The sequence below is a fragment of the Tardiphaga sp. genome (genome assembly GCF_044340795.1).
GTDB lineage: Bacteria > Pseudomonadota > Alphaproteobacteria > Rhizobiales > Xanthobacteraceae > Tardiphaga.
On record NZ_JBIISY010000154.1, the window covers coordinates 1 to 15,068 of the forward strand.

Below are 15,068 nucleotides of genomic sequence, written 5' to 3' on the forward strand. Positions count from 1 at the left end.
GACCGGTCGGCCGTCGAGCGCCCATTGCATGACGATACGGTCTCGCGCGATCCGCGGCGCGAAAAAAATGCTGGCGGCGATCATCACGGCGATCGCCGCCCAGAACACGTAGTCAGCCATCATCACCACCTGCGGGAGGCATTAGATCAGGCATCGGATAACCGCCCAACACCGTATCTTTTTACCACATTCACCACCGCGCGGGCCCCACAACCGGAACCACACGGCTGCAACTTAAAAAAAGCCGCGCATTAGCCGCAAAATCGTACGATTCTTGTCGACGCGCCGAATGACTTGCGTTAGCGGTACCATCATCCGACGGCAACCTCAGGTGCTGTCAATCAGTTTGACGCGTCCCAGATGTGGTCGTCTCCGTTGCCGCGATTTTATTTTCACATCATCTCCGAGCGCACCTTTCTTGACGACGAAGGTACCAGCTTCGCGTCCGAACAGGATGCCATGAAGCATGCGCGCGAACTTGCGGCCGAGCTGGTGAGAACCACCGGCGCACTCACCGGCGCCATCGTCGTGGAGAATGAAGATGCCGGCGGCATGTTCGAGGTGCCGCTGTCGTCATGGAACAGTTGAGCCCGAACGACTACCCGGGCGCCACACGGTTCCTGCGCAGGGCTTAATGCGTTGCGTTGCCGGTCTTGGTGCGCGGCTGCTTGGCCGGAGCGGCGGCCTTGGGCGCATCGCTGCGGACATTGCCCCACGGATCGACCGAGTTGCTGTTGTTCGGAATCTGGCGCAGGGAATCGCGGTAGGCCTTCTGCCGGATCGCTTCCTGCTCCTTCTCCTCCGGCGTCATGGTCTTCAGCTCCGGCAACAGATTCAGCATCTGTGCGGAGGCAGGTCCGGTGAGTGACGCGAGCACGGCGACGACGCTGAGCAATCTCATGATATTAAAGGCTCCGTGAAAGTCGGAGCCCTTATACCACCTGCCCTTCGCGCACGCCAAGCACGCGAAAGCAGTCCCGTCCTGCCCTGCAGGCCCACCCGGACATGTCCGGACACAAGGCCGCAGCCCGGAATGTCTATTTGCCGAGTATCCGCTCGGCAGCGGTGACGATGCTGACGCCGGGATTGGTCGCACAATAAGCGCCGAATTTCTTGGCGTTCTCGGTGAACACCTCGGTGTCGATCAGCGCTTCGTCGGAATCGCCCTTGTACCAGCCGTCGATCCAGGTCAGCACCATCGCGATATCGTCCGGCTTGGACTCGATGAATTGCCTGCACGACATCACCGAGAGGTCGAGCACCACCGCCTTGGCCGACATGACAACGGGCGTGACGGCGAATGCGATCAGCGATGCGAGCAAGGTGCTGGCGGTCTTCATGCAGTTCTCTCCCCAATGGAAATAAACGCCAGCGGCCCGCTGATGCAGGCCCGTGCCTGAAGCGCTCGTCCGCGACGTTAGCACCGCGGGAACCGGGAGAATCTGAAGTTTCCCTGAAATTTTGCCGGTAATTGCCTGCCACATCTTCACGAAACGTAAATCGCCAGGCCCCGATCTCTGCGATCGGTTTCAATGAACGGCAAGATGATACGGCTAAGCTTGCCGCATGGAGACGATACGGACAACGGCCATGATCGAACGACGGCAACATCCGCGCCAGCGGGTCTTGAAGCGGGGCATGCTGACTTTCCTCGGTGGCGGGGGCGTGGATTGCACCGTGCGCAACATCTCAAGCTCGGGTGCACGCGTCGATGTGCCCAGCCCGGTCGGCATTCCAGCCCAGTTTCATCTGGTGATCGAGACCGACCAGTTCATCCGTCGCGGCCGACCGGTGTGGAACAGCGACCGCCAGATCGGCATCGCCTTCGATTAGTAGCGGCCGCCGCCATTGTAGCCGCCGCCGTAACCGCCACGGCTGTAGCCGCCCCCATATCCGCCGCCACCATAGATGCGCGCAGGCGGTGCGTAGTAGACGGCCGGCGGACGCCGCACCACGATTTCTTCCTCGATAATCTCGCGGCGGGGCGGCGTACGCTCAGCACGCTTCTTCGCGGCATCGGCCTTGGCCGGCTTCTCGGCCTTCTTCGAGGCTGGAGCGGCCGATGGTGGCGCGTTGCAGGGACAGGTCGGCGCCGGTGACGCCAGAGCGGCGACATTGGTCGTCGCAGCAGCACCGGCTGCCGACTCCGGCTTATTGCGCACGCGTTCGATCAGCCCCCGCGCCGTCACTGCCTGTTCGCTGTCAGGATATTTGGCCAGGAATGTTTCGTAGGACGACACGGTATTGGTGATCACGGCGATGTTCCAGGCGACCATCCGGTAGTGGCGGTCGAGCCAGTCCCTGGCCTCCGGTCCGAAAGGCGGCGCAGCATAGAGGCTGACAAAGGCCTCATAGGCTTCCACCGAGCCGTCGAACACGATCATATCGTGCGCCTGCTGGATGTCCTTGCCCTTCAGCTCCTTCTTCCAATCCTCGGCGGAGCGCTTCTTGACCGGAGCGCTGGGCTCACCGGCATCAGCGCTTCCGCGGGCGGCGACCTGGACACCCGCCTTTGTGTCTGCAGCCTTGACCTCGCCAGCCGGTGGCTTGAGGTCGGCCGCCGTGCCGAAGAAGCGGAAATCGCTGACGAGCGACGAGCTTTCCCACGGAGTCTGGCGTCCCTGGGTGGCCAGGTTGACATCCAGGCGCACGCGCTTGAACGCTTCCTCGATGGGAATGCCCGGCTCGCGGCCCGCCTTCAGCAGCGCCGTCGTATAGGGGCTGTTGGCGCCGCTGCCGTCTTCGGCTTCTGCGCCGGGCGCAGTCGAGAAGGACAGCATCGTTCCGGGCGCACCGAACTTCACGTCCACATGGGCGAGGCCGCGCGGCGCCTTGCTGATGGCCGGGAACGGGTTGTTGCGACAGGCATCGAGCAGGATGATGCGGCTCTTGCTCGGTAGCGCATTCAGCGTGTTGAGGATGTCGTTGAGGCGCACCGCCTGCAGCGTGACGTCGATCTCGCGTTTGGGATCGATATCCACCGGCATCAGATAGTTCTCGCCATCGACCTGCACGCCGTGGCCGGCATAAAACACCAGCGACGTGGTGTCGGGTCCCTTTGCGGCAACAGTGGCGGCAAATGCGCTGAGCTTCGCGCGCAATTCGTTCTGCGTGAGATCGGAGGCCGACTGCACTTCGAAGCCGGCATCGGTGAGCATGGCCGCCATCGCCTTGGCGTCGTTGGCGGGATTCGGCAGCGGGGTCACCGCCTTATAGGCGGACTGGCCGATCACCAGCGCCACCCGGCTTTCAGCGAAGGCGGCGGAGCTGCTGAACAGCACGGCAGCAGCGATCACGGCTTTGCGGACGACACGACCCATCATCGAACGACCTCCCCGGCCCGGCCGGCATGCGCGGCGGATCGATCCCGCCTGACTGCAAGTGAAATCAGGCAGCCCGCGCAGCAACAATGCGACGGGCTGCCGCTACTCGCTTTTTTGGTCGCGACGGGGATTGGCGCGGTTCACGGCGAGCCGCGCGGCAGATCGTGGAGCGCCGACTATTTCTTCTTGGCCGCTGCGGCCGGTGCCGGGCTTGGTGCGGCGGGCGCGACGCCGCCCCACGGATCGTATTTCTGCTTGGGATCCGGAATGCGCTGGAGCGCAGCCTTGTAAGCCTTGTCGTCGGGCTTGGGCGGCTCGGGCGGATTGGCGTGCGGGCTTTTCTCCTCGCGACCGGTGCTCACCTGAGCGGATGCCGATGTCGCGAAGGCTGCCAGAACGGCTACGGCGAGAACGAATGCTTTCATGCGAATACCCCTCTGCCCCCTCAATAGCGCGTTGTTGCGCCAATTTCCTAGTCCCTGCGGCCAGCGAGCGCAGGCCCGGGACAGCGCATCTGCGTCATAGCCATTGAAATCATGGCATTTTCCGGGTCGCCTTGGTGAACGGTCGGTGACCGGAATGATGCGCATTGCTGGCAGGTGCGAACCAGATCTTGGCATGTTTCGTCTATTGTCACGATTCCAGAGGGGAAACGGGACGTGGTCAATCTACCCAGTTCGGTAGCCATGCATGCAGCCGACGAGCCGGTGGCGCAGCAACGCCCGTCCACGGCGCGGCAGGACGCGTATGTGTCGCTGGTCGACGTCCCGGACGATGCCTGGCACGAGCTGGAAGCGCGCGCCGTCGAGCCCAATGGCTACTATCTCGCCGAATGGGAACTGGCCGTGAACGCCACGGCGCACGGCCTGACCGATGTTTCGGCGCTGACCGCCTGGCGCCATGGCAGCCTGATCGGCCTGCTGCCTGTCGTCTCGCTCCGCCGCGCCTATCGGCTGCCGCTCCCTGTGCTGGTCAATGCGGACGCCTATGGCACGCTGTCTACACCGCTGCTCGACCGCCATGCAGCGCGCGAGGCAGCCGCGGCGCTGTTCACCCAGGCCCGGCAGAACGGCGTCCGCGCCATCGTGTTTCGCAATGTCGCGCTGGAAGGCCCCGCGATGGCTGCGATGCACGATGCGCTGGCCGAACAGGGACTGGCCCCACGCGTCATCACTTCCCATGTCCGTGCCGGCCTCGACGCCACCCGTGATGCCGATGAGGTGCTGCGCGACGGGCTCGGCGCGAAAAAACTGAAAGAGTTGCGCCGCCAGCGCAATCGGCTTGCCGAACATGGCGCGGTGACATTCGAGGTCGCCCGCACGCCCGATGAAGTGACCGCTGCACTCGACGCATTCCTGGCATTGGAAGCCAGTGGCTGGAAAGGCAAGCGCGGCACAGCACTGCAGCAGCAGGCCGGCGACGAAGCCTTCATTCGCCGGGCGACGCGCGCCCTCGCCGCCCGTGGCCAATGCGAGATCGTCACGCTGAAAGTCGGCGATGCCGCAGTGGCGTCAGGCGTGATGGTCCGCCATCTCGATCGTGCCTATTACTTCAAGATCGGCATCGATGAGCGCTTCGGCAAATATTCTCCGGGCGTCCAGCTCACCCTCGACGTCACCCGCCACCTGTGCACTGATCCCGCTATCGCCTCCGCGGATTCCACTGCGGCACCGGGACATCCGATGATCGATCCGATCTGGCGTGAGCGCCTCGCCATCGGCGACGTGGTTTTGCCGCTGTACAGGAACGATCCGGTGGCGGCGCTGACGTATGGAGCGCTATCGCTGCGGCATCACATGCGCGAAGGGGCGAAGCGTATCGTGCAGCGGCTGCGCAGCCGCTGAGCTACTCCGCAGCCTCTGCATTGATCTCGGCTGAAATCTGCCGGATGGCGCGCGCCAGCTTGTCCGGATCCTGCGCGCCGGACACCGCATATTTCTGCGCAAAGACATAAGTCGGCACGCCGGAAATGCCTTTATCGGATGCTTCCTTGGCATCAGCGGAAATCTTCGCGACATCCTCATCGGTGGCGAGCCGCTTGCGCACGTCATCCGCATCGAGGCCGATATCGGCAGCAGCCTGCACCAGCGTCTCCGTTTGGGTGAGATCACCGCCGTCGCGGAAGTACAACTCCATCAGCTTCTGCTTCATTTCGGCCGATTTGCCGATCGCATCCGCCCACAGGATCAGGCGGTGGCAGTCGATGGTGTTGGGCTGGCGCTTCACCGAGTCCGGCTGGTAGCTCAGCCCCTCCTCTTCCGCCGCGGCGACGACGCGTTGCGCGATGCCCTTATAGGCATCCACCGAACCAAACTTGGTCTCGAGATAGGTCGAGCGATCGATGCCCTCTGGCGGAATCCAGGGATTGAGGAAGAACGGCCGCCAGTTCACATGGACCGGCACTTCGGGGGCCAGTGCCAGCGCATTCTCGATCCGGCGCTTGCCGATGTAGCACCACGGGCACACGACGTCGGAGACGATATCGATCTGAAGCGGCTTGATGGTGCTCATGGCTTGCTCCCTGCATTCTTGGTTGACCACAGATAGGCCGCACGGGCCGATGCGGCAAGACCGCGGTTCCCTCAGTCAGGACGAGCCGCCAGCGCCCGCAGCTTTTGGGTGGTCGCAGCATCCGCCGGAAAAAAGGTCTCGATGGCGATTTCGGCGAGCGTGATGTCCAGCGGCGTGCCGAAGGTCATGGTGGTGGACATGAAGCTCAAGACGTCATCGCCGAGCTTCATGCGAAATGGGACCACGACACTGTCCGCAGCGATGGGCGCTGCGCGTGCCGGCACCGGATAGGTCTTCAGCTCCTGATACAGCTTGATGAGCTCGGGATCTGCCGTCGACTCGCATTGCCGGTGCAGCCGTTCAAGCAGATGCGCGCACCATTCGCCGAGATTGACCGTGCGGGCCGCGAGGCCCTGCGGATGGAAACTGAGCCTGAGCACATTGATGGGGGGCGTCAGTAGCTCAACAGGAATGCCCGCGAGCAGCGGCATGATCATGTTGTTCGCCGAAACCAGATTCCAGTGCCGGTCCACGGCCAGCGCCGGATGCGGCTCATGGGCTTTCAGCACGAGATCGATGGCCTGCCGCGCGGAAGCGAGAGCGGGATCGTCGAGCGTCCGCTGCGGAAAGGCCGGCGCGAAACCGGCGGCCACCAGCAGCACGTTGCGCTCGCGCAAGGGCACATCGAGCCGTTCGGCGAGCCGCAGCACCATGTCGCGTGACGGCGCCGAACGGCCGGTCTCGACGAAGCTCAGATGGCGGGTGGAGATCTCGGCGTCGCCGGCGAGATCGAGCTGGCTGAGGCGGCGACGCTGGCGCCATTCGCGCAGGTGATCGCCGATGGCCATGGGGCGGCTGTGGAGCGCAGTTGCGAGCTGTGTGATCATGGTAAAACGCTAACATGCAGATTTTCGCGCTTCCATGACCTCCGAGGTAATCGATTTGCCTCCGCGGGGCGGCCATCTTCGGCACATCGCAACCGATAACCGAAGGAGAACGACCATGATCAATCCGTCCCTGCTGCTCCGCCGCGCCATCCAGATCGACGCCGTCGTCAGCGGCGCCATGGCCCTGCTACTCACTTTCGCGACCGGTCTCGTGGCCGGGCTGACCCACCTGCCCGATGCGCTGCTGCTGCAATCCGGCCTGTTCCTGATCGTCTATGTGGCATTCATCGGCTGGCTGGGAACCCGCGCCACCATGCCGAAGCTGCTGGTGCTTGCAGTCATCATCGGCAACGCCGCCTGGACCCTCGGCAGCATCGGCCTGCTGTTCTCCGGCGCGGTGAATCCGAACCTGCTGGGGCAGCTGTTCGTCGCCGCGCAGGCGATTGCTGTGGGCGTGTTTGCGGAGCTGCAGTTCACTGGGTTGCGCAAGAGCAGTGCGGCTCAGGCGGCCTGAGAGGACTCGTAAAGTCCCGGCGTACTCACCGTCATCTCTCCTGCAAGGGAGAGGTGACGGCGTGTTTCACGCTTTCTTCGCTTTGGCCTTGCCAGCTTTGGCTTTCTTTGCCGGCACCTTCTCGCCGACGGTCTTCGCCTTCTTGGCGGCCTTGGCCTTCTTCGCGGCAGCCTTCGGTGCTTTCTTCAGCGCCTTCTTGACGTCAGCCTTTTTGGCCTTGGCCTTGTCCTTCTTGCGCTTGGCCTTGTCGGCCTGCTTCTGCTCCTTGCGCTCAGCCTTTTCCTTGGCCTTGGCTTTTTCGGCGCGGAGTTTGGCGCGCTTTTTCGCGCGCTTGGCTTCGCAGCCCTCGCATTTGCAGCCGATCGGCTTCAGATATTCTTTGAAATATTCCGTGCCGTAATCGTAGTTGATCTCTTCACCCGGCTGGATCTTCTTGATCGAACGGATGATGATCTTCTTCTTCGCCGGATTGACGTCGGACTCGGCGTTCGGCTTGCAGGAATGATTGATATAGCGCGCGACGTTCTTGCGGATCGAGCCGTCCACGGTCCAGCGCTTGCTGATCTGGAACAGATATTTGTTCTCGATGGCGTCGTGCTTCTCGTTCTTCGAATCCAGCAGCGGGCCGAAATACTGGATGATCTTGACGCCCTTCTTAATCGGCTGGGTGGCGAACAGGCCGAGACCGGTCTTGGAGCGGCCGATGCGATAGGGCTTCGAGGCGGTGGAGACGGGCATGAGGCGGGAACTAACACTGCTGACGGAGAATGATCTCACCTTCTAGATCGATTCCACCACGCGTGCCAGCGGCGCGCCGGCCAAAGAATGCGCATATTCACGGCTTTACGCGCGCTTCTTTGCCTTCCGATAGCGCTCCAGCAGTCGCTCGCCTCTGGCCGCTATTTTTCGTGCAGCCGCCACGGTCTTCGGCACAGGCTCGCCCCAGGCATGGGCCGACAAGGCGTGCCGCGTCGGGCGGCCCTCGCTATCGACCAGAGGCGGCAGCTTGGCACGACCATAGAAGCGCACCGCCCAGCTGCCCTTGCGGCGCATCTCGGTCGGCGTCATCTCGGACGCCTTCTTGGTCACACCTGGCTTGAGATGCGCGCCGTCCTTCTTGGCAAAAGCTTTCCGCCCCGCCGCTGTAAGACCACCCTTGGGGTCCTTCTCAGCCTTTCGGGCAGTCTTTTTCTTGGCTGCCTTTTTCGTGGTCTTCCTGGCGGACTTCTTCTTGGTGGTTTTCTTCGCGGTCTTCTTCGTCGCTTTTTTCGCCGACTTCTTGGCGGTCTTCTTCGCTGACTTTGCCATGCGCATATTGTCCACGAGATTGGGATAGGGCCGGCCGGCGCGTTTGGCGCTGGCCTTGGCGGCAGCTTTCTTCGCCGGCGTGAGATGCTTCGACGCCTTGCCGGCGCGCTTGCGCGGATTGCTGCGTTTCCAGGGAGCCTTGCGTGTGCTTGTCTTCGGCGTGCTTTTCTTGGCCATGCGCGACCAACGCACAATGGCAAGCAGGGTTTCCCGCCGCGACACCGGTATCTTTACATGCAATGATAGCCCGCAAACGGTATCCGGAGCCTAGTGATGAAGGACGCACTCGCCAAGCTCGGCCAGGATTTCTTCTCGACCATCGTCTTCCTGGCGCTCTATCTGATCACCGGTGACGTGCTGCTGGCGACTTGCGTCGCCATCGTCGGCGCCATCGCTCAGTTGATCTATGCTCGGATCAAGAGGGAGCGGCTCGACGTCATGACCTATGCCAGTCTCGGTCTGGTGGTGGTGCTGGGCGGCGCGACGCTGCTCACCCATGATCCGCGCTTCGTGCTGGCGAAACCGAGCATCGGCCACTTCGCCATCGGCGCCATCATGCTGCGCAAGGGCTGGGCGCTGCGCTACGTTCCGCCGATCGTGCGCGAAACGATCCCTGACTACGTCACGATCGCGGGCTATGCCTGGGCTGCACTGATGTTCGCCCTCGGTGCTGGCACCATTGGCGCGGCGCTCAGCGGCGACATGAAGCTATGGACGTTCTATGTGACGGTGGTGCTGATCGGCGCCAAGGTGGCGGCCTTTGCGATCCAGTATGTCATCTTCCGCGTGCTGGTCGCGCGGCGGCTGCGCGCCGCCGCAGCGGCAGCGGCGCAATGATGGTCTCAGAGATAGTGATAGAACATGACGCCGTTGATCGCGCTCGCTGTCGCGAGCAGCGCCACCACCGTCACATTCATCCGCAAAGCATCGATCATGGCTCGCCCCGAATCCCGGATCAGTTCCGATCGCCATTGAAACAGGACGGGCCGAGTCGTCACCGCTTTTCTTTTTGCTGCACAGGCTTGCGAGTCCGGACAGAATCGAGTCCCGCAGATCGTGGTTAACCGACCGCATGGACGATGAATATGTGAGTCGCGCTGTGTCGAGTCCGCTTCGATGATTCGCCGCACAACGGGCCGGCGTCCCGCGGGATGACGGCATCAGAACCAGATCTGCATCGGCAGTCCGTACGCATCGCGCTTGGCATTGGCTCCGGGCAAAGCACCGCCGGGTGCGTTTGCGGCGAGCGCCACAGCACAGGCGTCGAGCACATCGTCGCGTTTCGCACCGGTGCCGCGACGTCTGATGGTCAACCAGTCATCGAGATCGGAAAAGCCATTTGCGCCGAGAAGCACGCGACGCAATGCGAGCCCCTCTTCCGAGTGTTTTGACGGCAACGGCTTGCCCGCATTCAAGCGCAGGAAGACCAGTTCGGGATGAGCTTCGCGGAGATCGAGATGCCGATGGGTCCGAATGAACGCATCCACCTCCATGATCTTGGCGCCGATATGCCAGAGCTGTAGCGATATGCGCGTCTCGCCGCGACGCACCGCCTCCCGGTTGGCGCTGGCGGGATCATCGAACTTGTCCCACAGCCAGCGGCGTGCGCCGGAAAACACACGCGCACCATGCGGTTTCAACTGCGCGCGGGCCAGACGATCGCACAGGCGATCGCCGTCCTCGGTCATGCCGATGGGAATATCGATGGCCGCGCGGTGGACGTCCCGCGTCGCCAACCAGGAAACGTTTGGTGGAAAGGCGATGCTGCGCTGATCGCCATCGATGGTGACGGCGACCCAGCCGTTGCGGAAACCATCGAGACCGACAGCGATCATGCGCGTCAGTCCGGCGACGGCGCGTCTTCATCCAGCAACGCGTCTCGTGCTGCCCCGCCGATCGCATGAGTGAGGGGGTCATCGCCATCATCGGGCAGCGCCCCGTTGAGCCCCAGCATTTTCGCAGCACTGCCGTCATCTGGCATGATCGCAACGTCGCGCAGCGCGCGGTCCATCAAGCGGCTGCGCTTGTCGAGCTCAGCCACCGATCCCGCCGCCGTGTTGAGCTGGCGGGCGACCTTGCCCACCGTATCGTTGTAGCGCTTGAACTCGGTACGAACGGCGCTGAGGATCTTCCAGACATCCCCGGAGCGCTCGGCAATCACCATGGAGCGGTGATTGACCTGGAAGGCGTGCAGGATGGCGGCGAAGGTCGTCGGCCCCGCCAGCATCACATTGCATTCGCGCTGAACGTGATCGAACAGGCCGGGAATGCGCAGCACCTCGGCGAACAGGCTCTCGGTCGGCAAGAACAGGATGGCGCGCTCGGTGGTGCGCGGCGGATTGATGTACTTTTTCGCGATATCCTTGGCGAAAGACTTGATGCGGTTTTCCAGTTGCTTGCGGAAATGCGTCGCCAGCTCGACATCATTGGCTTCCAGCGCCTCGAGCATGTGCTCGTGATCCTCGCGCGGGAATTTCGCGTCCACCGGCAGCAACATCTCGTCGCCGTCGAGCATCGGCAGGCGGATCGCATATTCGACGCGCTCGGCCGAATTCGGCTTGATCTGCGCGTCCTTGATATATTGCGTCGGCGACAGGAAATCCTGCAGCAGCATCGCCAGCTGCACCTCACCAAAGGTGCCACGCAGTTTGGGATTGGTGAGGACGTTCTTGAGGTCGCCAACGTGGGTTGAGATGCTGCGCATCTCGCCGAACACCTCGTAGGCCTTGTTGAGCTGTTCGACCACACGGCCGAAATTCTCGTTTAGCCGCGTCTCCAGCGTGGTCTGCAGCTTTTCATCGACAGTGGTGCGAACCTTCTCGAGCTCGGCAGCATTTTCGGTGCGCAGCTGATCGAGCCGGCCCTCCACCGTCTGGCGCAGCTGCTCGCCGCTTTGCCCCTGAGTGCGGGTGAGTTCGTCAATCGCCAGCTTGGTGGCGTCGAGACGTTCCTTCTGGTGATTGCTGATCTCGCCCAGCGTGCCGGCCACATTCTGGCGCAGGCTGTGGAAACTGTTGTTGAGCTCTTCACGCAGGTTGCGCGCGGAGTCTGCATGCGCAGCACCAGACTGATCGAGCTTGAGCTCGACCATCGTGCGCAACGCCTCGCGATTGGCTGTAAAGCCCTGCTCCATTCGGCCGATATCCGCATTCAGCTTGGTGCCGATGTCGTTGATACGGGCTTCGGTGGTCTGGTTGGATATGGCCAAGCGCTGGCCAAAGTTATCGACCTGTTTGAGTAAGCGGTCTTCAAGCTTCAGCATCATATCCGCCGCGGCGCCCTGCTGCTGGTTCATGGTCTGCAGCAGTTCTTGTCGTACCGCGCGGATCTCCGCATCGGAGGCCTGGCGAATGGCGTCGCCCTCGAAACGCAGCAGCTCGCTGAGCTCGGCGCGCTCTAGCGCAACCGGACGGCGCGCAACCACGATGACGGCCACGATCGCAAACAGCGCGGCAATGAAGGCCAAGGCCAGCGTGGCGATCGGGAAATAAGGAGCAAATTCGGTCACAGGCATCTCTCGCGTACTCTTTTTGTTCTAGCGAGAGTAGAAGAGTCCCGCAACCCTCCATGGCGATGGAAGGTTGCGGAAACCGGGGACGACTCAGCCCAGGTTCAGTTCCTTGAAGAAGTCGTTGCCCTTGTCATCGATGATAATGAAGGCCGGGAAATCCTCGACCTCGATCTTCCAGATCGCTTCCATCCCGAGTTCGGGATACTCGACCACTTCGACCTTCTTGATGCAGTGCTCGGCGAGATTCGCCGCGGTGCCGCCGATCGAGCCGAGATAGAAGCCGCCATATTTCTTGCAGGCCTCGCGCACGGCCACCGCACGGTTGCCCTTGGCCACCATCACCATGGAGCCGCCAGCCGCCTGGAACTGATCGACGAAGGAATCCATGCGGCCAGCCGTGGTCGGGCCGAAGGCGCCGGAGGCGTAGCCTTCCGGAGTCTTGGCCGGGCCGGCGTAATAGACCGGATGGTTCTTGAAATAATCCGGCAGCGGCTCGCCCTTTTCCAGGCGCTCGCGCAGCTTGGCATGCGCACTGTCGCGCGCAACGATCATGGTGCCGGTGAGCGAGAGGCGGGTCTTGGTCGGATATTTGCTGAGCGTCGCCAGCATGTCCTTCATCGGCTGGTTGAGGTCGATCTTCACGACCTCGCCGCCGAGCGCCTGCTCCATCTGCGGCAGGTATTGCGCAGGGTTATGCTCGAGCTCTTCGAGATAGACGCCGTCCTTGGTGATCTTGCCGAGCACCTGACGATCCGCCGAGCAGGATACGCCGAGGCCGATGGGCAGGGACGCGCCGTGACGCGGCAGGCGGATGACGCGCACGTCGTGGCAAAAATACTTGCCACCGAACTGCGCGCCGACGCCGGAGGACTGCGTCATCTTGAGGATTTCCTGCTCCATCTCCAGATCGCGGAAGGCATTGCCGTCCGGCGAGCCCTGGGTGGGCAGCGCGTCGAGGTAACGGGCAGACGCGAGCTTCACCGTCTTCATGCACAGTTCGGCAGAGGTGCCGCCGATGACGATGGCGAGATGGTAAGGCGGGCACGCAGCGGTGCCCAAGGTCATGATCTTTTCCTTGAGGAACGCGAGCAAGCGATCCTTGGTCAGCACCGATGGCGTGGCCTGGAACAGGAAGCTCTTGTTGGCGGAGCCGCCGCCCTTGGCCATGAACATGAACTTGTAGGCGTCGTCGCCCTCGGCATAGATCTCGCACTGTGCCGGCATGTTGTTGGCCGTGTTCTTCTCTTCGTACATGGTCAGCGGCGCGACCTGCGAGTAACGCAGGTTGCGGCGCAGATAGGCATCGCGCGCACCTTCGCTGAGTGCGGCCTCGTCCTCGCCATCGGTGATGACGTTGCAGCCTTTCTTGCCCATGATGATGGCGGTGCCGGTGTCCTGGCACATCGGCAGCACGCCGCCGGCGGCAATGTTCGCATTCTTCAGGAAGTCGAAGGCGACGAACTTGTCGTTAGGCGATGCTTCGCTGTCATCGAGGATGTTGCGCAGCTGCTGCAGATGGCCCGGGCGCAGATAGTGGTTGATGTCGCCAAAAGCGGCCTCGCTGAGCGCCTTCAGCGCATCGCGCGACACCACCAGCATGTCCTTGCCCAGCACCTTCTCGACGCTCACGCCCTCGGAGGTGATCTTCTTGTAGGGGGTGGTGTCCTTGCCCAGCGGGAACAGCGGGGTGTGCTTATAGGGCGGAACCGGCTTCTGCTGGTCGGGGAAAGCGGCGGGAGCGTTCATGGGACGGGCCTCAAGGGACAGAAATTTGGAGCCCTTTTAGGAGGTTTCCGAAGAGTTTTGAAGGGTTCAAAATTACATCCCATCCCTCCCCTACATCTCTCCGGCGGCGGCCCGAACAAGCCGTTCGCGGTCCGGTTCGAAATCGAGCCGCTGGCGCGCCCGTTCCAGCGCCTGTTCGGCATGAGCCAGGGCGGCCTCCGTCATGTCGGCATCGCCGAGAGCGGCGAGCGCGCGCAGCCCTTTTTGCAAGCGGACGCCAACCTCCAGGACATTGGCCCCCTGCCGCGCGATGGAACCGAAACCGTCATCGAGCAGATCGTCCGCGGCGATCGCAGGGACCGCGATGCGGGGATAACGGATGTCATCCGAGGTCCGATCCGCCCCGTCCGTCCAGCGCGACAACAACCGGACGATGGTGCCGATGACATCGATCACCGTGCCGGCGTCGATCACGGCCGGCGGCAAGGCGCGCGCGGCGATCTCCGACAACACGACCAGACCGAAACGCGGATCCTGCTCATAAGAGCGCTGGTCACCGATCAGGAAGCAGTCGGCGATCCCGCGCGCCAGGTCGTCCGGCTCGGCGTGCGCAGCGCCGCGCCCCACAATGACCGCCAGCTTGCGGCCACGCGTGACAAAGGTGCCGGGCAGCACCGAAACGCAGATATCGACGTCATGGGCTTCCGCGAGTTTGGACAATGCGACGATATCGAAGCGCCGGATATAACCGACCTCGCCCGCGACAACCGGATGCCCCGCGGGCTCGGCCGACGGCGCGCGGCGCGCCCCAAAGCAGGGCTCTGCACGACGTCGTTCGATCGCCGCCAGGGTCGCCCGCTCGACCTGATCGATGGTCTCGCCGAGCCGACCGAGTCGCGACAGCCGGTGAATCCAGCGCAGCAGCATCACCACGATCAGCACCACGACCGCGATGGTGGCCGCGAACAACACCAGCCGGCCGCTCGAACCATAGGCGCCGGTGGACAACGCAATCAGCCCGACAAGGCTGAACACAAAAGCGCCGATGAAGGTCGCCAGTGCCTGCTGCGCCGTGCGGTCCTCGATCACCAGTTGCGCAGCGCGCGGCGTTGCCCCGGTCGCCGCGGAGGCGAAAGCCTGCACCATGGTGGAAATGGAGAAGGTCGCCACCGTCAGCATGCTCGCCGCCATGATGCCGAGGATGCGGTCCACTGCATCGGCGCCAATCTGGCTGGACAATGTCTGGGAGATCAGCCGATCCGTAACAATGCCCCCAGGGCTGCGACGAC

Annotated in this window: 17 protein-coding genes; 5 read left to right on the plus strand and 12 right to left on the minus strand. The window is 62.9% G+C overall.

Annotated features, from left to right (window positions below; genetic code table 11):
* Positions 1-375: 375 nt before the first annotated feature.
* Positions 376-588 carry a DUF6894 family protein gene (locus ACIQ17_RS21875; RefSeq protein ID WP_398471233.1) on the plus strand — a complete coding sequence of 71 codons (213 nt, stop codon included), beginning with the start codon at positions 376-378 and terminating at the stop codon, positions 586-588.
* Between the two features lie 43 nt (positions 589-631).
* Here ACIQ17_RS21875 and ACIQ17_RS21880 read toward each other — a convergent pair whose 3' ends face one another.
* Positions 632-901, minus strand: a complete 270-nt coding sequence (locus ACIQ17_RS21880; RefSeq protein WP_398471234.1) for a hypothetical protein — start codon at positions 899-901, stop codon at positions 632-634.
* 136 nt (positions 902-1,037) lie between these two features.
* On the minus strand, positions 1,038-1,340 hold the full coding sequence (locus tag ACIQ17_RS21885) for an HdeA/HdeB family chaperone (protein ID WP_398471236.1): 303 nt from the start codon (positions 1,338-1,340) through the stop codon (positions 1,038-1,040).
* Positions 1,341-1,590: 250 nt separating this feature from the next.
* Between ACIQ17_RS21885 and ACIQ17_RS21890 the strand changes: the two genes are divergently transcribed.
* Positions 1,591-1,833, plus strand: a complete 243-nt coding sequence (locus tag ACIQ17_RS21890; protein ID WP_398471238.1) for a PilZ domain-containing protein — start codon at positions 1,591-1,593, stop codon at positions 1,831-1,833.
* On the opposite strand, the gene ACIQ17_RS21895 is transcribed toward ACIQ17_RS21890, so the two are convergent.
* Positions 1,830-3,323, minus strand: coding sequence for a caspase domain-containing protein (locus ACIQ17_RS21895; protein ID WP_398471239.1), 1,494 nt, complete (start codon positions 3,321-3,323; stop codon positions 1,830-1,832). The two genes, ACIQ17_RS21890 and ACIQ17_RS21895, sit on opposite strands and share 4 nt — an antisense overlap.
* A gap of 176 nt (positions 3,324-3,499) precedes the next feature.
* The gene (locus ACIQ17_RS21900) at positions 3,500-3,748 is read right to left on the minus strand and encodes a hypothetical protein (RefSeq protein ID WP_398471241.1); all 249 of its coding nucleotides are present in this window, start codon (positions 3,746-3,748) and stop codon (positions 3,500-3,502) included.
* A 261-nt stretch (positions 3,749-4,009) separates the two neighbouring features.
* On the opposite strand from ACIQ17_RS21900, the gene ACIQ17_RS21905 reads away from it, so the two are divergent.
* A complete protein-coding gene (locus ACIQ17_RS21905) occupies positions 4,010-5,167 on the plus strand; it encodes a GNAT family N-acetyltransferase (RefSeq protein ID WP_398471255.1) in 1,158 nt (385 codons plus the stop codon).
* 1 nt (position 5,168) lies between these two features.
* On the opposite strand, the gene ACIQ17_RS21910 is transcribed toward ACIQ17_RS21905, so the two are convergent.
* The gene (locus tag ACIQ17_RS21910) at positions 5,169-5,834 is read right to left on the minus strand and encodes a DsbA family oxidoreductase (protein ID WP_398471243.1); all 666 of its coding nucleotides are present in this window, start codon (positions 5,832-5,834) and stop codon (positions 5,169-5,171) included.
* Positions 5,835-5,905: 71 nt separating this feature from the next.
* Positions 5,906-6,721 carry a helix-turn-helix domain-containing protein gene (locus ACIQ17_RS21915; protein ID WP_398471244.1) on the minus strand — a complete coding sequence of 272 codons (816 nt, stop codon included), beginning with the start codon at positions 6,719-6,721 and terminating at the stop codon, positions 5,906-5,908.
* A 115-nt stretch (positions 6,722-6,836) separates the two neighbouring features.
* On the opposite strand from ACIQ17_RS21915, the gene ACIQ17_RS21920 reads away from it, so the two are divergent.
* Entirely contained in the window at positions 6,837-7,235 is a 399-nt protein-coding gene (locus ACIQ17_RS21920) for a hypothetical protein (protein ID WP_398471245.1), read from the plus strand.
* A gap of 66 nt (positions 7,236-7,301) precedes the next feature.
* On the opposite strand, the gene ACIQ17_RS21925 is transcribed toward ACIQ17_RS21920, so the two are convergent.
* Together ACIQ17_RS21925 and ACIQ17_RS21930 are read right to left on the minus strand one after the other, a co-directional pair.
* Complete coding sequence (locus ACIQ17_RS21925) at positions 7,302-7,973, minus strand: SET domain-containing protein (RefSeq protein WP_398471246.1); 672 nt, start codon at positions 7,971-7,973, stop codon at positions 7,302-7,304.
* 105 nt (positions 7,974-8,078) lie between these two features.
* On the minus strand, positions 8,079-8,720 hold the full coding sequence (locus ACIQ17_RS21930; RefSeq protein ID WP_398471247.1) for a DUF6321 domain-containing protein: 642 nt from the start codon (positions 8,718-8,720) through the stop codon (positions 8,079-8,081).
* A 96-nt stretch (positions 8,721-8,816) separates the two neighbouring features.
* On the opposite strand from ACIQ17_RS21930, the gene ACIQ17_RS21935 reads away from it, so the two are divergent.
* Positions 8,817-9,380, plus strand: a complete 564-nt coding sequence (locus tag ACIQ17_RS21935; RefSeq protein ID WP_398471248.1) for an inner membrane-spanning protein YciB — start codon at positions 8,817-8,819, stop codon at positions 9,378-9,380.
* 323 nt (positions 9,381-9,703) lie between these two features.
* On the opposite strand, the gene ACIQ17_RS21940 is transcribed toward ACIQ17_RS21935, so the two are convergent.
* From ACIQ17_RS21940 to ACIQ17_RS21955, 4 genes are all read right to left on the minus strand, one after another.
* Positions 9,704-10,378, minus strand: a complete 675-nt coding sequence (locus ACIQ17_RS21940; protein ID WP_398471249.1) for a DUF429 domain-containing protein — start codon at positions 10,376-10,378, stop codon at positions 9,704-9,706.
* A 5-nt stretch (positions 10,379-10,383) separates the two neighbouring features.
* Positions 10,384-12,051 carry a DNA recombination protein RmuC gene (gene rmuC, locus ACIQ17_RS21945; RefSeq protein WP_398471251.1) on the minus strand — a complete coding sequence of 556 codons (1,668 nt, stop codon included), beginning with the start codon at positions 12,049-12,051 and terminating at the stop codon, positions 10,384-10,386.
* 93 nt (positions 12,052-12,144) lie between these two features.
* Positions 12,145-13,800, minus strand: coding sequence for a fumarate hydratase (locus ACIQ17_RS21950; protein ID WP_398471252.1), 1,656 nt, complete (start codon positions 13,798-13,800; stop codon positions 12,145-12,147).
* A 90-nt stretch (positions 13,801-13,890) separates the two neighbouring features.
* Positions 13,891-15,068: DUF2254 domain-containing protein (locus tag ACIQ17_RS21955; RefSeq protein ID WP_398471254.1), on the minus strand; the 1,178-nt coding region annotated here is incomplete at its 5' end.

Coding starts and splice junctions, on each gene's coding strand:
- ACIQ17_RS21880 (WP_398471234.1), bottom strand. CDS start 901: ATGAGATTGCTCAGCGTCGTCGCCGTGCTCGCGTCACTCACCGGACCT.
- ACIQ17_RS21885 (WP_398471236.1), bottom strand. CDS start 1,340: ATGAAGACCGCCAGCACCTTGCTCGCATCGCTGATCGCATTCGCCGTC.
- ACIQ17_RS21890 (WP_398471238.1), top strand. CDS start 1,591: ATGATCGAACGACGGCAACATCCGCGCCAGCGGGTCTTGAAGCGGGGC.
- ACIQ17_RS21895 (WP_398471239.1), bottom strand. CDS start 3,323: ATGATGGGTCGTGTCGTCCGCAAAGCCGTGATCGCTGCTGCCGTGCTG.
- ACIQ17_RS21900 (WP_398471241.1), bottom strand. CDS start 3,748: ATGAAAGCATTCGTTCTCGCCGTAGCCGTTCTGGCAGCCTTCGCGACA.
- ACIQ17_RS21905 (WP_398471255.1), top strand. CDS start 4,010: ATGCATGCAGCCGACGAGCCGGTGGCGCAGCAACGCCCGTCCACGGCG.
- ACIQ17_RS21910 (WP_398471243.1), bottom strand. CDS start 5,834: ATGAGCACCATCAAGCCGCTTCAGATCGATATCGTCTCCGACGTCGTG.
- ACIQ17_RS21915 (WP_398471244.1), bottom strand. CDS start 6,721: ATGATCACACAGCTCGCAACTGCGCTCCACAGCCGCCCCATGGCCATC.
- ACIQ17_RS21920 (WP_398471245.1), top strand. CDS start 6,837: ATGATCAATCCGTCCCTGCTGCTCCGCCGCGCCATCCAGATCGACGCC.
- ACIQ17_RS21925 (WP_398471246.1), bottom strand. CDS start 7,973: ATGCCCGTCTCCACCGCCTCGAAGCCCTATCGCATCGGCCGCTCCAAG.
- ACIQ17_RS21930 (WP_398471247.1), bottom strand. CDS start 8,720: ATGGCCAAGAAAAGCACGCCGAAGACAAGCACACGCAAGGCTCCCTGG.
- ACIQ17_RS21935 (WP_398471248.1), top strand. CDS start 8,817: ATGAAGGACGCACTCGCCAAGCTCGGCCAGGATTTCTTCTCGACCATC.
- ACIQ17_RS21940 (WP_398471249.1), bottom strand. CDS start 10,378: ATGATCGCTGTCGGTCTCGATGGTTTCCGCAACGGCTGGGTCGCCGTC.
- ACIQ17_RS21950 (WP_398471252.1), bottom strand. CDS start 13,800: ATGAACGCTCCCGCCGCTTTCCCCGACCAGCAGAAGCCGGTTCCGCCC.